The organism is Vibrio sp. 10N.247.310.17 (assembly GCF_041466605.1).
GTDB lineage: Bacteria > Pseudomonadota > Gammaproteobacteria > Enterobacterales > Vibrionaceae > Vibrio > Vibrio tasmaniensis_A.
On sequence record NZ_JBFSTC010000041.1, the window covers coordinates 24,187 to 41,331 of the forward strand.

Below are 17,145 nucleotides of genomic sequence, written 5' to 3' on the forward strand. Positions count from 1 at the left end.
AACAGACAAATAAAAACGGAGCTCTAGGCTCCGTTTTTCAATTGAATTCTTAAGCTCACATCTTAACAGATTAGAACTGAGAGTACTTTTCGTAACGTGAATCACGAAGTGACTCTTTTACTCGTTTCAGGTTCTCTCGGAAGCCAGAACCACGACGAAGCGTAAAGCCTGTTGCTAACACATCGATAACCGTCATCTGAACAACACGACTTGCCATTGGCATGTAAACGTCAGTGTCTTCCGGTACATCCAATGAGATAGACAGAGAACTCGCTTTATCTAGCGGAGAGTCTTTTGCTGTGATAGCGATAACTGTCGCGCCGTTTTCACGAGCTAAGTTCGCAATCTCTACTTGGCTTTTAGTGCGGCCAGTGTGAGAGATCAGAACAATAACATCGTTATCACTGCAGTTAATGCAGCTCATGCGTTGCATCACGATGTCTTCGAAACAAGTGATTGGGATATTGAAACGAATGAATTTGTTTTGAGCATCTTTGGCTACAGCAGAAGAGGCACCCAGTCCGAAGAACGAAATGCGTTTTGCTTGAGTCAGTAAGTCAACCGCTCGGTTTACTTGCATCGCGTCTAAACTGTTTTTAGCAACATCTAGACAAGCCATAGTTGATTCAAAAATCTTATGCGTGTAAGCATCTGGGCCGTCATCTTCTTCAACATTACGGTTCACGTAAGGTGTACCGTTCGCCAAGCTTTGAGCTAGGTGAAGTTTAAAGTCAGGGAAGCCCTTTGTGTCTAAACGACGACAGAAGCGGTTAACTGTAGGCTCACTCACGTCAGCCATTTTAGCTAAGGTAGCAATGCTAGAATGAATTGCAGTTTGAGGGGAAGCCATGATTACTTCGGCTACCTTACGCTCAGACTTGCTGAAATTTTCCAGGTTTTTTTGTATTTTTTCTAATGTATTCATAGTGTTCACAAGGGTATAGAGAACAACTTGCTAGTTAATATCTTTTACCAGGGGGTATGGCTGAAACAAATATAAGAAAATACAAAACCAAACTTATATTCGGTATTGTAAATTCTACTGTATCAAATAGATATCAAGCTAACTAGCACCATAGAGTCAGTATAAACCCAAGATACTATTCACTAATACAAAAACACGGCATCAATGCTTAAGAATATGACAAACCTCAACAAAATTTTAGAAAACTACAGAATTGGAAGAGGATTAGAGCAAAAAGAATGCAAATTGAGTATGAACTGACAGCTAAGTTACATCAAAAAGAAAGAAATTTTCAATTTGATGCAACTAAAATTGAATGGCTAGGCGTTGATTAGCTTAACCAATTTGGTGATTTTACTCATCAAATTGGGTGCTAGTTTAGAGATTTCACGCTGTTCTTCAAGCACTGAAGAGAGAATATCGTTGCCCGTCAGTGGATTTGCTAATACTACACGGAAAACGATGATTGGCTGATGCGCCCATATTTCGGGGTTTAAGCGCGTTCGCGATACGAAAGACTTGCCCGTTTCACGTTGCTTCTTCTGAATAAACTTGGTCAGTTCATTCAGTAGCTCATTCAGTTCAACACGCTCTGGTGCTTTAGCCTTGAGTAGTGCTGCTTTGACTGATTCAGGCACATAGCGATAGGTCAGTAGGCAAAGCTCAGGCTCTGAAACCAGTTCGAAGTCGTTTTGATCTTTAATCAGGTCAGCAAAGTAGCGCGCTTTATTGATGCTCTGGTCGATTAGCAGTTCATACCCAGGGCGACTGATGATGTGCATTGAGGCGTAGACTAACATTGCCATACCTGAACGAGAGCCTTCTAACGTATGGCTACCTAAGTCTTTTGAGCCTTTGCGAAGGATGTATTGAGCGTGATGTTCGATTGCGGTCATCGCATCTGGCTTCTTAAACAAAACCATGCCAGCACCCATAGGGATATAAAGCTGTTTATGTGCATCAATCGTAACTGAATCAGCCAATTCAATACCATCAAGTAGGTGACGATGGTTGTTCGACATTAGAGTCGCACCGCCCCAAGCGGCATCAACATGGAAATGACAATCGGATTCAGCACACACTTCTGCAATGTCTCTTAGAGGGTCGATATTACCGGTTTCGGTTGTACCAGCCACACCAATGACAGCGAAAGGCTTTATCTTATTCTGCTTGAGCTGTTCAATCTTGAGTCTTAGGTCGTCCGTACAAATGCGGTTGTCGTTATCTGTTTTAACAGACACTAGACCTTCTTGACCAATACCAAGGACATCCGCTGCTTTTTTCAGAGAGTAGTGACCACGTTCAGAAACCAAGATAGCAAGGCCTTCGTAGCCGTAGTGCTTCATGGCTTTAAATAAGCCTTCTTTTTCCACACCTTTGAACGAACCTTGTGCTTTTAGCGCATTGTTACGAGCAACCCAAAGCGCAGTAATATTCGCGATGGTACCGCCAGAACAAAACGCTCCTAAAGAGTGGTTGGCACTGTGCATCCAGCGAGAATAAAACTGGTCGCTATCCTGATAAATCAGGCGATGTAACATACCCAGAACTTGACGTTCTAAGGGAGTGAAAGCTTTTGAGGTCTCGATTTTTACTAGATTCTGATTTAGCGCAATCATGATTTTAGACAGCGGCATCAGGAAATAGGGTAGCGCAGACGTCATGTGACCAATAAAACTTGGCGACGACGTATGTACAGAATGAGATACAAGAGAATCGAGGAGATGCTCGGTATGTTCTGAAACAAACTCAGGCTGCTCTGGGATATGAGCATTCGAAAAATCTTTCTCAATCTCACGTAATGGCTTTTCTTCAGCCACAATGTGTTCACGTAAGAATTGATTCAGGTTTCGTGAAAGTTTGTCTTCGATTTGAGTGAGTGTTGAGTCTGGGCCTTCTGGTACTGTAAAGATACGTAGAAGACTGTCAAAGCTAACATCTGCTGTTTTTTGTTCCGTAACCATAGCAAGCGAGTTATTTTTCTTATATTGACGCGAGCGGGATAATCTAAACGAAAACGGGAACAATGTCCCGTCTTAATTATGAAATCCAACTTCCCATAAAAGCATAGTAAATTAAGGGTTATTTACACTTGATCGCTTCTAGTTTGGCGATCGACTGGTTGTAACGCTGCAGTGCTGTATCGATTTGCTTAGGGTGACTAAGCAGCTCAGCAAAGGCGGAACGTAGCTCGTAGTTTTGAGCGTGAGGTGTTGATTGGCGGTCGTCGAACGTTGTTTTCGCAATTCTACCAAGTTCATCATCACGTGTTGATAACGTCTTAATGTCGTGTTGTTCCAGTTGCAGCCAGCCTTCTACCGGTTGCTCTGTTGCCACTTTGCTTGAATCGTTCACAAGGTAGTAGTTTACCGCAGCGCGATTAAGCTCGAAGTGGTGCTTACGACCTTCTAGGAACCACTCGCTTACTTCTGTCAATTCTGGGTATTGCTCAGAAGTTAATGTAGCGAGGTCAGCATACCAACCTAAAGAGGCGTCGATGTACGCATCATATTTTTTTGCTTGGCACTGATTTGTCTCAGACATTGAATCTGCTGCAAAAGAGAAAGTCGAAGTTGAAGCTAGCAGTAATGCGACGCAAAGGCGTTTCATAGCGGTTCCTTTTGTAAGTTTATTCTTTTTATAACGTTGTCGTTACAGATTACCGTGATCATTATTTGTTGAGCAATGACACTTAGTGTCTTTTTATTTCGGTAACTGTATCGGTGTCTTGGGCATCGGTATTCGAGTTGCATTCTAATCTAAAACAAACGCTATTCCTGCGATCTAGTTAGCAAGAGATACAAAGAACAACATCAAAATCGGGACAAGCAAGCTGAGGATAAAGCCACTGACTATGGCGACTGGCACGCACCGAACGCCACCTGTGGTTTGAATGACAGGTAATGTGAAATCCATCGCTGTTGCGCCTGCATAACCAATCGATGTGCATGGGTAGCTTCGGATCAGCACAGGAATAAGTATTAAAGCAACTAACTCTCTTAACAGCTCAAGCATGAAAGAAGCGCCACCATAAATAGGACCAAAGGCGTCACCCATCAAGATACCGGCTAAAGAATACCAGCCAAACCCTGAAGACATTGCCAAGGCTCTGAACAAAGGAATATCAAGGATATAAGCCGCAATAATACCACCAAGCATTGAGGTGGTGATGATTGCGATTGCGATTACCATACCGTGCTTGTTGAGTAAGATTTGACGAAGTGTTAGTCCGCTATTGCGTAACTGAATGCCAATAAAGAACAGTAGAACAAACAGAATCCATTCACTCGCGGTATCAACCCAATCAAGTCCAATAGGCAGAACTAAACCCGCAATAAGGCCGGAACCGACCACTAAGATGAGTTTGGCAGACTCCATCGCCATAGAAGACAGGGGGAGTTTCTTATTACAACTGTCTGTCTGGAGTGGCAGTAACTTATCAATAGCAGGTAGCGCCATTAGATTACAAACGCTTAAGCAGACGAAGAAAGTGGCCGTGTATAGAAGAATTGTCTGCAGGTTACTGCCTAGGTTATCGAGTGCGGCTAAGCTAAGTCCCATTAACGCGAGAATCACGTAGATCAACCGCGAAGTAGAGCGGTTGATAAATTCTAGCGTCTGAGCGTTCGAAATTGAAAAAAGATACCCCACGACGAGTGGCGCAAATATAAAGATCATCCCTGTAAACATGCTTTCCCCATTGCATTGACTTCATATTGCATTTACTAGCAATTTAACAGTAACTTAGAAGCCGCTAGTATTGATCACGTCACTTAGCTTTGCATTAAAATCCTGTTTGCTCAAGTTGCTTAATTTATAAAGTACTTCCGCTCCTGTCACGTTTAGTTCTACTTCGTGCTCATCAATGTTCTCATCCTTGTTTCTAAACATCAGTAGGTGGTTAGCTATTCGCGCAATATCAAGGTAAGACACCTCGCGCTCTTCGTGATTATTAATGGTGTTGCTGCACACATCGATAAAGTCGCTGTCGAAACCCCAGCGTCTAAGGACCAACTTACTGGTTGCTGAACATTGGCCTTGGAATATTTGCAGTGCGATGTCGTGATCTAAATAGTTCCCGTTGTCTAGGTAGAGGTGATATTCACTAACCAAACAGAACAAGCCAATGTCTGCAAGTAACCCAACAAGTAGTGACTTTTCATGCTCTAGATAACGGTATTCGGTAGGGGATAGTTCTTTAAATAGGTTAGTGACTAACACCATAGTTGCGGCGAGTTCTTTTGATACAGAAGCGCTCTGAACCAATAGCTCGTTGCACTCTTTATTCAAATTGACGGAATGTTTAAGTTGTTCAATAGCCTGAGCCGTGACAATGTCACGCACTCTCAATATACCAAGACGCGATACGGCCGTCATAACATCGACACAAGTAATATTGCGTCTGTTGAAGACAACTGAGTTAGCAACTCTGATCACGATTGCTGTCAGCCCTGGGTCTTCAAGTAAGCACTCGGCAACTTCGGCGACGCCTGTTGGTTCAAGAGTACAAAGCTTTTGAATTTTAAGTACAACCTCAGGAATCGGAGGAAGAGTTATTTTTCCCGCTGAGATGGAATGTCCAACAAGTTGGGCAAACTCGGATTCTAGGCCCTTAAGGAGAAGAGCTTTATTTTGTGGTAGCCAGAAAAATGATAAATGATTCATATTAAGAGTAAGAACATGTATGTCGTACCATTTTACAAGCCGCGATGCTGCGAGGCAATACTCATCGAACCACATAAGCTTTGATAACTTGAACGGGGGTATCATTAAGAATTAAATTCTTGGCGTGATTTGATAGTTTAATGTGATGTAAATCATTAAAAGCAAGGATATTCAACTGATTGATGTGAGCTGCGCCCTGACTTATTTTTCTTTTCGAAGTATCATTTATTTCAAAGGTGACAAACGAAACCATAATATTCACCTAAACATTAAATAGATTTAAAATTTTTCGCATAAAAAGCTGCTTGTCTGGCGAACAACCTAATCGGGGTAATTTGATTAAGGATCAACGGATATGACCGAGACAGCATTTATTAATTACGTGAATCAATTTGGTGAACATCAAAAGCGCTCTATGTTTGGAGGTATTGGCCTCTTTCAAAATGACGCTATGTTCGCTTTGTTGAGTGAAGATTGTGTATTCATTCGAGGTGGGAAGTTATTAGATAAAAAGCTGACGGGGCTTGATTGTGAAAAGTATCGTCACGTAAAAAAGCAGACGACAGCGACCGTGAATTACTACGACATCACGGATCTCTTTACGTCTGAGCATCCTGAATTGGATAGTATTATTCGTACTTCAATCGATAATTCAATTCAGCAGCGTAGCTTCAAAAAATCATCTGCTAGCCGTAGATTAAGGGACTTGCCTAACATGCAACTGACGTTAGAACGCATGGTTAAAAAGGCTGGAGTAGATGATGTTTCAATGTTTATGCAGTTGGGTGCATCTGAAGTGTTTAATAAGGTTCGCGAAGCGTACGGAAACGATGTTGACCTAAAATTACTTTGGAAGTTTGCGGGTGCAATTGATGGTATTCACTGGAAACTATTACAAGAGCCACGCAAGCAGCAATTATTAAAGAGCTGCCACTAAAGATATCGCCTGTATATGCATAAGATTACTTTTTATATATAAAAACCGAGGGATTTCCTCGGTTTTTTTGTTTCTATCTAGCCCGTTTTAAAGGCTAAGCCCTTATTAAGAGCTTTCTCGTTTTACTTAAAGCTTGAAACGAGTCGTGAACATTAACTGATCACCGTAGAAATCATTGATACGAACTTCTGCACCTAGAGAGAATAGTTCTGTAGAGTGGAAACGCACGTAAGCAGAACCGATCCAATCATCTTTATCATCGATAGAAACGTAACCGCCTTTGCCGCCAACTTCTAGTTGTGGGCCAAGCCATTGACGAACACCAACGTTGAATTCCATACCAACATCAGGAGAGCTTTTCGCTGCTGGTTGAACTATACGAGCTAGCATTTCACCCGTTAGATCTGCCCAGTTGTTAATTGGAGCGTGGAAACCAAGACCTACAGCAGAGTCGTAATCGCCTTCAAATTCTGAATCGATACGCGCTACTGCGTGAGCATTCGGGTGGATTGACTTACTGAACGCACCACCAAATGTAATTGGGCTCGCACCGATACGAGCGTCAAAGTAATCGTAGCTAAAGTTGCTCATTACTTGTGCTTGTTCATTTGGTTGTCCATCGACAGCTAGTGCTTGGCTAGAAGCCAATAGCATAGCGGTAGTAAGTAGAATTTTGCGCATAACGACCGTAAACCTTTATTAGTGTTGATCCCTTTGGTTTGATAAAAAATAGCCAAACCATAAACATTGAGATAGTTTAATCTAACTCGCGGAAAAGTAACCCATAAAAATGCTATTCATTTGTCATTTAGCTAAAAAACAAGCAAGTAAAGTACTGCTCTGTTACAGAGATCTCATGTTTTAGGGTTATTTAACAAAATCTAGTATCCATTCACTTGTTATTGATAACTATTAGATACACTTAATTTACTCACTGTTATGCAAAATACACTTCGTGTTAAAACTGCAATAGCGATTAAATCGCTATTCATCATCTAATCTCTATTTACCAACCTATCGCTATTCACCGAAACTAGTTCGCTTGTCTGACATTGATGTCAGTATGCGCTCAGTATCTAAAATGGAAGTCCAGTTTAACAACTGCTTGTCGTTTGCAATGACATAGTCTGTCAGTTGTTGAGTAATCGTGTCTCTAAGTTGATCGCCTTGCCAAGGTTTTGAAATATAAAAATCAAGCGCCGCGTTGTTAATTGCTGTGACGGTATCTTCTAGCCCGGCTTGCCCGGTGAGCAGCAGCTTGCGTGTTGGCTTTGTAGAATCGTGCTGGTTAAGTTCGATAAGAAAATCGATACCCGTTTTGTCCGGCATGATGTGGTCACACAAGATTAAGGCGAGTTTAATACCTTCCTGTCCCATTTCTTTAATTACTTGCTTAGCTTCATCGACCGATTCGGCTCCTTCAACAATAAAATTGTCTTCAAATGGTGCTAAATCTTGAAGGACACTGTTGAGAACCTCTGGCTCATCATCGACACATAAAATTAGGTACTTATTCATGAGGTGCTCCTTCTTGTTTGAATGGAAGCCACACTTGCATGTGTGTATGGCTGCCTACCTCAGACTCCACCAAAATAAAACCTTGATGAGCCGAAACGATTTGTTGAGAAATGGATAACCCAATCCCTAAACCGAAGTTGCCTTCTTTTTTGGTCGTGAAGTTTGGGTTGAAAATAGTGTTGATGTCTTCTTTGGCGATACCGTGTCCAGTGTCCGATATTTGCACTACAAGAAACGTGTCGTCACCTTTAGTTTCTTGAGACGTGGTGATAGAGACTTTGCCTCGCTCTGAAAGAGCATCAAGTGCATTAGAGAGAAGGTTGGTCCACACTTGTTGCAGCGAGAGCGACTGGCACAATAGAAGCGGCAAGTCGGTGTCGTAGTGTTTTTCAAGTTGGTGATGTTTGAGCCTGTTTTCAAAGATCACTAACGTATCTTCAAGCCCTTCGTGGATATCTGTGTAGTGGCGGACCTCTTCATCTTCTCGGGCATAGCTTTTTAGGCTTTTGACCATATCGGCAATACGTTTGCTGCAAACTTGAATTGAGCGGATAGAGTTTCCAACATAGTGATAATGCTCTAAGTCATTGAGCAGCTCTTTGCCTGCGACAGGGGAGTCTTTTAAGGTATCTAAAACCGCAGAGTCTTGGCTCAGGTTCAGTCTTACGGCTTTTTTGGCTAGCGCACGATCATCGATAGTAGAGGTGAGGTGCTTTACGAGTTGTCTTTCTTGAGCCGTTGATAGTGGCTTCGCCATTTTTGAATGTGCTAATACATCCGTCCCTTTATTTGATTCTGGGAGTGCCGAGTTCTCGAGTATTTGATCGAGATGTTCAGACAAGGTTTCAATACTTCTCAGTATGGCTGCAATCGGGTTATTTAACTCATGTGCGACACCTGCCACGAGTTGGCCGAGCATCGCCATCTTCTCTTTCTCGATCAATTGTTGATGTGCAGATTCCAACGATTCTAGCGTTTGCTGAAGCTGGATCTTATTGTTGATGCTTCTTTGTAAGCGTCGGTTAAAGTGACGGAGCAGTAGATTGGTAAATAGCGGTAGCAGAGTGTTGTTTGAATGCATCACCTGAGCAAAGCTATCTTTATCCAGTTTGATGACTTGGGTCTGAGTCAGAGTAATCGCAGTAGAAAACGAAGGCTCACCCGTCACGAATGACATCCCTCCGACAATATTGCCCTTAGAGTGACGCACAACTTCGCGTTGCTGCCCCAGTTCATCTTTTTTATAGAGCGCCGCTTCACCTTCAATAATTAACCAAAGAAAGCGATTATCTTCGCCCTCAACCGTCAGCAGATGCTCTGGTGAATAATCACGAATGGCCTTGGTTTTATCATCTTTTGAAAAGACATCCTGCAGAGCACTGACGACACGCTCAGCAAGGGCATTGTCAGAAAGCTGGTGGTAATCGTGAATGAAACCCGATTGGAAAGAGTGAATCTTTTGTTCAATGTGCGCTCTGAGTAAGCGCTGTTGATCCAATGCATCGCTGTAAGAGAGCAGGTTTTCTGAGTCGTATTGGATGACAAAAGACGTTAGCTCTTTTTGCGCTGATTTGAATAGAACCTGATCTTGAACTGGCTTGGTTAGACAGTGGTTGAGCCTGCCTTCATTTACAGCGGTTAGAATGGATTGAATGTCTGACGAAGCGCTGACTAATATCGTTCTTGCGGTATTACTATGGGGCAGCTGTTCGAGTTCAATCAGAAATTGCACGCCATTAAATTCAGAATGATGATGAGTGATCACCAAGGCTACGGTTTGGTTGTGATCATGAATATCTTCTAATGCGTGATGCGCGTCTTCTATGTTCTCGGCAGTATAAATATCGAATACAGAAGCCAACGGAGCCAACTCCGAACGTATTCTTTCAATGCTAACCGGATTATTGTCCAAACAGATAACAGCGTATTGATTCACAGCTCAACCTTAATAGTAGCGACGTCTCTAGCCTAGCAAGAACCGCCGAATAAGGATGAGAGCTAGCCGTTAATTTATTGAGGCAATCGAAGTATCGAGCAATAGACTGATTTAACTCAATGTTTCTTGTTTGCTACTGATGGGTTAGACTAAAAAAAACAGACACGTGTAGAAAGAGAACTCATGGAACAGTTAAGAAAAATTGGTGCAATTGGCGGCGCAATCTCATTGGCACTTTGTTGGCCACTAGCGGTTGGCCAAATTGGACAAAATGCCATTACCGATGGTGTTGCAAAGCTTAACAATTCAAGCATTCAAGCGGAGATCGTGGAGTACGATAGAGGTTACCTGTCTTCTAACGTAACTACTCGCCTAACTGTGACCGATGAAAACCTGAAAGAACAACTCGCGATTGATGGGCTGCCGAGTGAGTTTGTCATCAATAGTGCGGTTAGCCACGGTTTGGTGAGCCTGAATGCACTGTCGACGTTTGATAATACTGATATTCTGCCTCTAACTCTGACAACTAGCACTGAGCTAAACGGCAACACTGACTTTAACTTCGAGTTAAGCCAGTTCAATCATCAAGGTTCTGATGAGAATGGTACTTCGGTATCAATCACGAAATCGAATCTGTCTGGCCATGCCACTGTTTTAGGGCAAGTTGATTACGAGCTTTCAATCCCTTCAGTTCAAATTGATTTTGAAACCGGTGAAGAGGTAACACTGTCAAACCTAAAAGGTGTAGGTTCAGGTCAACAAGCGAAAGGCTACTGGTTAGGTTCTCAGAATTTTACTATCGATAGCTTCTTGGTTACAGACTCTGCAATGCAGCCTTTCATGACCATTGAAAACTCTAAGTACGATTTTGAATCACATCTAGATGAAGCGACTAAGCGTCTGCGCAGCAACCTTAAGCTGGATATCGCAAACATCGAGACCAGTGAAGGCCAGTTGAACAACCTAAACGTCGATTTCGAAATGTCGAAATTGGATAGCGAATCGTTTGAGAAAATCTTTGAGATTTACCAATCTAATCCAGTAATGACGCAAGAAGACGTTGCCGAGATCATTCCATTTATCGATATCCTGTTTGCTAAAGGCTTCGACCTTTCAATGAACAATATGTCGTTAGATCTAGGTAAGGGTCAATTCGAATCTAAGTGGTTAGTGAGCGTACCGGAAGGAACCGAAAACATCAGCAGTAATCCTTCGATGATTGTACCTGCATTAAAGGGTAACGTTCACTCTAGCTTCTCAAATGAGCTTGTTGAAGAGTACCCATTCATCCGTGAAGGTATTGATGAATTGCTTGTGATGGAAATGATCAAGGAAACAGAAAGTGGTTATGAAATCAGCGCTGACTTAGAAAATGGAAACCTAGTGTTCGAAAATGGACAAGAAATTCCATTAATCGCTCTACTTATGCCGGTTTTTGTTCAATAAACAGAACAGGCTTGAATACTGATAGGGTGATTTAGCAGGTTCAGCTTAAACATTTTATACGGTACAAAACAAAAGAGGTCTTAAGACCTCTTTTGTTGTTTTTATGTTGGGTAAAACATGGTATTACTTGCATAGTTATTATTTAGCAGGAGCAATCATCCCCATGGAACTTACATTAGATAACGTATTCAACTTCAGTGCTGGCCCAGCTGCACTGCCTAAACCGGTAATGAAACAAGCGCAGGCGGACTTTATTGATTGGAATGGTTTAGGGACTTCCGTGATGGAAATCAGCCATCGCAGCAAGGAATTTATTCAAGTTGCTGACGAGTCCGAACAGGACCTACGTGATCTTCTGAACATCCCAGACAACTACAAAGTTCTTTTCTGTCAGGGGGGCGCTCGTGCTCAATTCGCTGCTGTTCCTCTAAACCTTTTAGGTGACGCGACGAAAGCGACTTACATTGATGCGGGTTACTGGGCAGAAAGTGCAGTGACTGAAGCGAGCAAATATTGCGAAATCGATGTATTCAACGCCAAGACGTCAATTGATGGCAAAGCAGCGGTTGTTCCAGCTAAAGATTGGAAAATCGACCCGGAAGCGGCGTATGTACATTTCTGTCCAAATGAGACCATCGATGGTATTGAAATCAGTGAGCTTCCTCAAACGGATAAGCCAATCGTAGCGGATATGTCATCTAACATTCTGTCTCGTAAGATCGATGTGTCTCAGTACGGTGTTATCTACGCTGGAGCTCAAAAGAATATAGGCCCTGCTGGTATTTGCATTGCTATCGTGCGTGATGATCTGCTAGAGCTAGCAAACGACGTATTGCCGAGCATTCTTAACTACAAAGTACTTGCTGAAAAAGACTCAATGTTCAACACACCGCCAACGTATGCTTGGTACCTATCAGGCCTCGTATTCAAGTGGTTGAAAGCTCAAGGTGGTGTAGAAGCGATGGAATTAGTGAACAAAGAGAAAGCTGCGCTGCTTTATAATGCGATTGATAGCTCAGCTTTCTACAGAAACGATGTTCATACAGTAAACCGTTCAAGAATGAACGTGCCATTCCAATTAGCGAAACCAGAGCTAGATGCTAAGTTTTTAGAGTTGGCTGATGCTGCTGGTCTGAAATCACTAAAAGGCCACAGAGCGGTAGGTGGGATGCGAGCATCACTTTACAACGCGATGTCTCTGGAAGGCGTGCAAGTATTAGTCAGCTTCATGAAAGACTTTGAAGAAAAATACGCTTAATTAAGGCGTATTTCACAATAAGAGGAGCGAAAGCTCCTCTTTTTTTACTTGCTGAAAAGGAAGGGTATGAAGAAGTTAGGTACAGTAAACAGTGTTTTGGGCGGTAAGGTTGTTGCTTTTGCTCACGGTACACAGAGTGCTATCAATAAGCAGGTTTTATCTGAGCGCCAATACACCACTGAGCTTGGATTTATTAACGATGAGCAAGGCGACCCTCGCTTTCATGGTGGTATTCAGAAAGCCCTTCATATCTACCCAAGCGAGCACTACTTAATTTGGCAGGAGGAGTTGGGCGACAAAGCAATCTTCCAATCTGAAGGTGCATTTGGTGAGAACATAAGTTCAAGTGGGGTGACTGAAGCTTCCATTTGTTTAAAAGATAAGATTCGAATTGGTTCAACCTTGCTGGAAGTTTCACAAGGTCGTATGCCTTGTTGGAAGCTCAATGTACGATTCGATCAAAATGATATGGCGAAAAGGCTACAAGACACCCTTCGAACTGGCTGGTACTTCCGTGTTTTGGAAGAGGGTGATATCGGCTCCGGCGACGAGATTATCCTGTGTGAAAGACCTTACCCAGAATGGCCGTTAAGCCGGGTTATGGGGGCGGTGTTCACGGGTTGTTTAGATAAACAAGAGCTTAGAGAATTGGCGGAGCTGCCTCTAGTGGAATCTTGGGGCACGCTCGTAGAACGTCGACTTCAAACTGGCGAAGTTGAAGATTGGGAAATGAGATTGGTTGGCCCGACAGCCGAGTAGACTTTCTATTCATGCTTAAAAGACAATCATGCGCAAAACAAAACGCTCACTATCTAGAAGATGTGAGCGTTTTTAGTTCTGAGGTGAGCACTTATTAGTCAGTAACTAACAGCGACTAGTTTATCTAGCTATAACCAGAAATCTTTAACAGGCATATCAGGGCTAAAATGGTGCGCAATCTGTGCTTGTAGAAGCTCCGCTGTCGCAATCGCATCAGTTAACGCATGATGCGGAGTATAGTCAGGCAAGTGGTATCTACGACGGCTCTGACCAAGCCTTACTGACGCAGGCTTCTTACCTTTTAGCTTATTCCATAGACCGCCGGCCAGTTTGTTTTGGATTTGAGATTCAATCTCGAGCGTGTCGAGGACTGGAAACTCAATTCCTTCACCTAATCTGACCTTCAACGCGTTATCCAAGAAATCACGCTCGATGCGGCGATAATGAACGACTGGGATATGGCCGCCCATTGATTCTAAGATCTCATCTAATACTTCACTTAAGTCTGGCGCATCAATGATGTCGTTGTGAGTGATGCCATGGATAACAACCGAGTCTTCTTCCAATTTCTGCTTTGGTCTCAGGGTCCAGTGCTTGGCTTGTCTTAGGTAGATTCGATTTAGCGTAAACGGAACTAGACCAATGGTAATGATGCCATCTTTGTTTGGGTTTAAACCCGTTGTCTCAAAGTCGACAGCTAAGAAAGTCACTTCTGATAATGGCGTATCAGGTGCAGGAAGAGGCTGGCTATAAAATTGCTTTAAGCGCTCGTCTCTCGCTCGTTCCAATTTCTGAGCAAACTTAAATGGCCAATCGACTGCAGGTGATCTGAATAGTTTGTTCATGGCGCCTACTTAAACTTATTGCTAGCTTGATAACGAAACTTAAGGAAGTTCTGCGCATTACTTAATATTTGGAATGCATCCTTCAGGTTACGTCGCTCGAAGTCAGAAAGGTTCTCTGGCTCAATGTTGTTATCAGGCTCAATGTTGTTGTCGACATCGTGTGCTTGGTGGCGAATACGAACTAAAGAGATGAATTCCATCGCATCTTTCAAGTCTTGAGCTCGACCTTTTGGCAAAATACCTGCGTCGATAATGTCATCTAAACGTTCGAATGAGTTCTTAGAGCGAGATGCGACTGCTAAAGAGTGAACACGGATTAGATCGGCAAGTGGTGCGGTACCACGACGTTTAAGATTGATCGAGTTGTTATGACGACCATCTTTCTCCATTACGAAATCTTTAAAGAAACCCAGAGGCGGTGTTCGGTTGAGTGCGTTACGAGCAAGACACGCCAAGAAACGGTTGTTCTTACGCGCACGTCTTACAATAAAACTATTTAACTGTTCTGCCCATTTTAAGCGGCCATAAACACCATCTAAATCAAAGAAGATAGAGGCGTTCAGCAGTGCTTTCGGGTTTGGATCATCAATCCAATCAGCGAAGCATTCTTCCCATTGTCGACGTGTCATACGCCAAGTTGGGTTAGTGGCCATGATGTCACCGGTACAGTACACATAGCCACATTGGTCTAAGCCATCACAAATGAAGGTCGACAGCTCTTCAAAGTACTTACCGTGCTTTTTCTCATCGTAGGTATCATCAAGAATAATTGCGTTATCTTGGTCAGTAACGAGCAGCTGCTCATCACGCCCCATTGAGCCGAGCGCGAGGAAACAATAAGGGATCGGCGCTTTACCGAGTTTATCTTCGGCTAGTTCAATAATTCGTTGTTTAAAGCTACGGCCAATTACCGACATTGCGGTACCCACCATGTGGGCGTTGGCGTCTTCGTTAACCAAGCGCACAAAGCTGTCTTTTACTTGCTCAGAAAGGACTTTAAGATCTTCGATGCTTTGCTGTTGGAAGATGCTGCTTACCAATAACAGCGAGTTTTGAGATTCGTAACGTACAATATCGGTCGCTTCAATAATACCAATAGGCTTCTTATCTTTTAGTACTGGTAGGTGATGCACGTTGTAGCGAAGCATGGTCATCATGGCTTCGTAGACATAGGCATTATGATCGAGCGAGATAACCTCTGCTGTCATTACACTTGATACTTCATCCGATGGATCGAGTCCTTCTGCTAAAACTCGGGTACACAGATCACGGTCGGTAATGATGCCAATAACGGGCGTCGAATCGTCTTCATCATCTTCAACAATATCCGGGTCGATGATCAGCAAAGATGAAACATTATCTTGTGCCATCATGGTAGCAGCTTGTTGGATGGTTCGTGTTTTTTCGATCATTGGCGCTTCGCTAGTCAGCAGCGTCTTTACCTTTGACGTGGTTAGATCGTTAGCGTCGTTGCTGTCTGAGTTAGCCTGACGCAGTCGCGCATTATCTTCTACTTCGACAAAGTCAGCGAATGAATCATAGTTGTCGTAGAGTTCTTGGAAAATAGGTTCAGGGATACAGTAGAGTAGGGTGTCTTCTGTTGCTTTTACCGGGAAGCGAACTTTATTGTTGGTGAGTAGCCCCATTTGGCCAAATAAGTGTCCCTCATCCAGCCGGTTATAGAGCTCACCTTTACGACGATAGACTTCTACTTCGCCGCTTCGAACAATGTAAAGGTCGTTAATCTGATCACCAAAGTGAATGATAGGGGTATCTTGGCGGTAATAAGAAATTTCGACGCTACTGGTCACTTTCGCCAACATCTCCTCTGGGAGTTCTGTGAAAGGGGGGTATTGTGCCAGAAAGTTTTGAATCTCTAATAACTCAGCATCCATAATGATCATCCATTGGTTTGTATGATTTCATGGTACAACATTTGATAATATTTTGCCGTCACAAATCAATCTGTGAGCTAAAACCTTTTTAAAGTCTTAGGGATAGACTAATCTTTCAAATAATAGGGTGATAGTTAAAGGATGATAGGAATGCCGAAGTGGAAACTTAGTTTAGTGTCTGCAATTTTTATGTTTTCTTCAAGTTCGTGGGCCGAAACTCACCGTGTGGATATTCTGGATTATGACCATATATACGCCACCGCTCATTCGGGAAGTTTGAATGAAGATGCAGGCAGCAATAACAATGCATCATCCTATGGATTAGGTATTAGCTATGCGATAACGGATGATTGGCTATTGTTGGGTGACTACAGTGCTCGTTTCATTCACCCAGATGAATCAACAACTCGAATGGATACCCTTATGCCGGGCATTGGGTACCGTTACAGTATTAAGCGAGATCTAGATATAGTGGCTTACTACCTGCTTGGTATTACTAAGGGGGAAGTCGAAGATAATGGAACTAACATTACTCGCTCGTCAGACACGGAGTTTATCCAAGGGATAAAAGCCGAACTCAACTATGGCTTTGCGAAACGTTGGATTGCTAACGGTAGTGTGCAAGTGAACCGAAGTGACTTGTTTGATGAAGAAATTTACCACGTGGGTTTACGTTATCTCGTGACCAACAAGTTTGCGATTGGTGGCTCTTATCAACACAGAAATGGCGAAGGTAAGATTCGTAGTGAACGCACTAACGAGCTAGGTGTAGAGTTCTTCCTAGAGTATTAGTTAGCGATATATAGACTAAGCGTCTTAAAAACTGACATATAAAGGAGACAGACACAAAAAAGCCAGCTTAATAGCTTAATGCCGTTCGGATAAGCATTATTGCTTGAACCTGAACGGATATTTGGCTGGG

The 17,145-nt window shown here is 42.9% G+C and carries 15 protein-coding genes; 5 read left to right on the forward strand and 10 right to left on the reverse strand.

What is annotated here, in order from left to right; all coding sequences use genetic code 11:
* Positions 1-70: 70 nt before the first annotated feature.
* The 5 genes from AB6D80_RS12870 to AB6D80_RS12890 all read right to left on the reverse strand — a co-directional run bounded on the left by AB6D80_RS12870 (position 71) and on the right by AB6D80_RS12890 (position 5,629).
* Positions 71-925, reverse strand: coding sequence for a MurR/RpiR family transcriptional regulator (locus AB6D80_RS12870; RefSeq protein ID WP_004734686.1), 855 nt, complete (start codon positions 923-925; stop codon positions 71-73).
* Between the two features lie 359 nt (positions 926-1,284).
* On the reverse strand, positions 1,285-2,928 hold the full coding sequence (panP, locus tag AB6D80_RS12875) for a pyridoxal-dependent aspartate 1-decarboxylase PanP (protein ID WP_017101464.1): 1,644 nt from the start codon (positions 2,926-2,928) through the stop codon (positions 1,285-1,287).
* A 118-nt stretch (positions 2,929-3,046) separates the two neighbouring features.
* Positions 3,047-3,574 (reverse strand): hypothetical protein, encoded by a 528-nt coding sequence (locus tag AB6D80_RS12880; RefSeq protein ID WP_009847065.1) that lies wholly within the window; start codon positions 3,572-3,574, stop codon positions 3,047-3,049.
* Positions 3,575-3,748: 174 nt separating this feature from the next.
* On the reverse strand, positions 3,749-4,654 hold the full coding sequence (locus AB6D80_RS12885) for a lysine exporter LysO family protein (RefSeq protein WP_372049831.1): 906 nt from the start codon (positions 4,652-4,654) through the stop codon (positions 3,749-3,751).
* Positions 4,655-4,708: 54 nt separating this feature from the next.
* Complete coding sequence (locus AB6D80_RS12890) at positions 4,709-5,629, reverse strand: HDOD domain-containing protein (RefSeq protein ID WP_012604233.1); 921 nt, start codon at positions 5,627-5,629, stop codon at positions 4,709-4,711.
* Between the two features lie 355 nt (positions 5,630-5,984).
* Here AB6D80_RS12890 and AB6D80_RS12895 point away from each other — a divergent pair, with 355 nt between their 5' ends.
* Positions 5,985-6,566, forward strand: coding sequence for a TfoX/Sxy family DNA transformation protein (locus AB6D80_RS12895; protein ID WP_009847061.1), 582 nt, complete (start codon positions 5,985-5,987; stop codon positions 6,564-6,566).
* A 126-nt stretch (positions 6,567-6,692) separates the two neighbouring features.
* Here AB6D80_RS12895 and AB6D80_RS12900 read toward each other — a convergent pair whose 3' ends face one another.
* The 3 genes from AB6D80_RS12900 to AB6D80_RS12910 form a co-directional block, all read right to left on the reverse strand.
* A complete protein-coding gene (locus AB6D80_RS12900) occupies positions 6,693-7,247 on the reverse strand; it encodes a hypothetical protein (protein WP_009847060.1) in 555 nt (184 codons plus the stop codon).
* A gap of 339 nt (positions 7,248-7,586) precedes the next feature.
* The gene (locus tag AB6D80_RS12905) at positions 7,587-8,084 is read right to left on the reverse strand and encodes a response regulator (RefSeq protein ID WP_135442714.1); all 498 of its coding nucleotides are present in this window, start codon (positions 8,082-8,084) and stop codon (positions 7,587-7,589) included.
* Positions 8,077-10,020 (reverse strand): ATP-binding protein, encoded by a 1,944-nt coding sequence (locus AB6D80_RS12910; protein ID WP_135383048.1) that lies wholly within the window; start codon positions 10,018-10,020, stop codon positions 8,077-8,079. The genes AB6D80_RS12905 and AB6D80_RS12910 overlap by 8 nt, the downstream gene beginning before the upstream one ends.
* Positions 10,021-10,203: 183 nt before the next feature.
* Here AB6D80_RS12910 and AB6D80_RS12915 point away from each other — a divergent pair, with 183 nt between their 5' ends.
* The 3 genes from AB6D80_RS12915 (at position 10,204) to AB6D80_RS12925 (ending at position 13,483) form a co-directional block, all read left to right on the forward strand.
* On the forward strand, positions 10,204-11,466 hold the full coding sequence (locus AB6D80_RS12915) for a DUF945 family protein (protein WP_102249848.1): 1,263 nt from the start codon (positions 10,204-10,206) through the stop codon (positions 11,464-11,466).
* A 163-nt stretch (positions 11,467-11,629) separates the two neighbouring features.
* On the forward strand, positions 11,630-12,724 hold the full coding sequence (gene serC / locus AB6D80_RS12920) for a 3-phosphoserine/phosphohydroxythreonine transaminase (protein WP_009847056.1): 1,095 nt from the start codon (positions 11,630-11,632) through the stop codon (positions 12,722-12,724).
* Positions 12,725-12,790: 66 nt separating this feature from the next.
* A complete protein-coding gene (locus AB6D80_RS12925; protein WP_029222858.1) occupies positions 12,791-13,483 on the forward strand; it encodes an MOSC domain-containing protein in 693 nt (230 codons plus the stop codon).
* Between the two features lie 128 nt (positions 13,484-13,611).
* Here AB6D80_RS12925 and AB6D80_RS12930 read toward each other — a convergent pair whose 3' ends face one another.
* Together AB6D80_RS12930 and AB6D80_RS12935 are read right to left on the reverse strand one after the other, a co-directional pair.
* The gene (locus AB6D80_RS12930) at positions 13,612-14,328 is read right to left on the reverse strand and encodes a 3'-5' exonuclease (RefSeq protein ID WP_012604226.1); all 717 of its coding nucleotides are present in this window, start codon (positions 14,326-14,328) and stop codon (positions 13,612-13,614) included.
* 5 nt (positions 14,329-14,333) lie between these two features.
* Positions 14,334-16,223, reverse strand: coding sequence for a DUF294 nucleotidyltransferase-like domain-containing protein (locus tag AB6D80_RS12935; RefSeq protein WP_009847053.1), 1,890 nt, complete (start codon positions 16,221-16,223; stop codon positions 14,334-14,336).
* Positions 16,224-16,373: 150 nt separating this feature from the next.
* Here AB6D80_RS12935 and AB6D80_RS12940 point away from each other — a divergent pair, with 150 nt between their 5' ends.
* Positions 16,374-17,015: an outer membrane beta-barrel protein gene (locus AB6D80_RS12940; RefSeq protein ID WP_009847052.1), complete on the forward strand. Its 642-nt coding sequence runs from the start codon at positions 16,374-16,376 to the stop codon at positions 17,013-17,015.
* The last annotated feature ends 130 nt before the right edge of the window (positions 17,016-17,145 follow it).

Bases quoted from the DNA above. Each gene is read 5' to 3' on its own strand.
- AB6D80_RS12940 (WP_009847052.1), top strand. From the start codon at position 16,374: ATGCCGAAGTGGAAACTTAGTTTAGTGTCTGCAATTTTTATGTTTTCT.
- AB6D80_RS12870 (WP_004734686.1), bottom strand. From the start codon at position 925: ATGAATACATTAGAAAAAATACAAAAAAACCTGGAAAATTTCAGCAAG.
- AB6D80_RS12925 (WP_029222858.1), top strand. From the start codon at position 12,791: ATGAAGAAGTTAGGTACAGTAAACAGTGTTTTGGGCGGTAAGGTTGTT.
- panP (WP_017101464.1), bottom strand. From the start codon at position 2,928: ATGGTTACGGAACAAAAAACAGCAGATGTTAGCTTTGACAGTCTTCTA.
- AB6D80_RS12880 (WP_009847065.1), bottom strand. From the start codon at position 3,574: ATGAAACGCCTTTGCGTCGCATTACTGCTAGCTTCAACTTCGACTTTC.
- AB6D80_RS12900 (WP_009847060.1), bottom strand. From the start codon at position 7,247: ATGCGCAAAATTCTACTTACTACCGCTATGCTATTGGCTTCTAGCCAA.
- AB6D80_RS12935 (WP_009847053.1), bottom strand. From the start codon at position 16,223: ATGGATGCTGAGTTATTAGAGATTCAAAACTTTCTGGCACAATACCCC.
- AB6D80_RS12890 (WP_012604233.1), bottom strand. From the start codon at position 5,629: ATGAATCATTTATCATTTTTCTGGCTACCACAAAATAAAGCTCTTCTC.
- serC (WP_009847056.1), top strand. From the start codon at position 11,630: ATGGAACTTACATTAGATAACGTATTCAACTTCAGTGCTGGCCCAGCT.
- AB6D80_RS12895 (WP_009847061.1), top strand. From the start codon at position 5,985: ATGACCGAGACAGCATTTATTAATTACGTGAATCAATTTGGTGAACAT.
- AB6D80_RS12885 (WP_372049831.1), bottom strand. From the start codon at position 4,654: ATGTTTACAGGGATGATCTTTATATTTGCGCCACTCGTCGTGGGGTAT.
- AB6D80_RS12905 (WP_135442714.1), bottom strand. From the start codon at position 8,084: ATGAATAAGTACCTAATTTTATGTGTCGATGATGAGCCAGAGGTTCTC.
- AB6D80_RS12915 (WP_102249848.1), top strand. From the start codon at position 10,204: ATGGAACAGTTAAGAAAAATTGGTGCAATTGGCGGCGCAATCTCATTG.
- AB6D80_RS12930 (WP_012604226.1), bottom strand. From the start codon at position 14,328: ATGAACAAACTATTCAGATCACCTGCAGTCGATTGGCCATTTAAGTTT.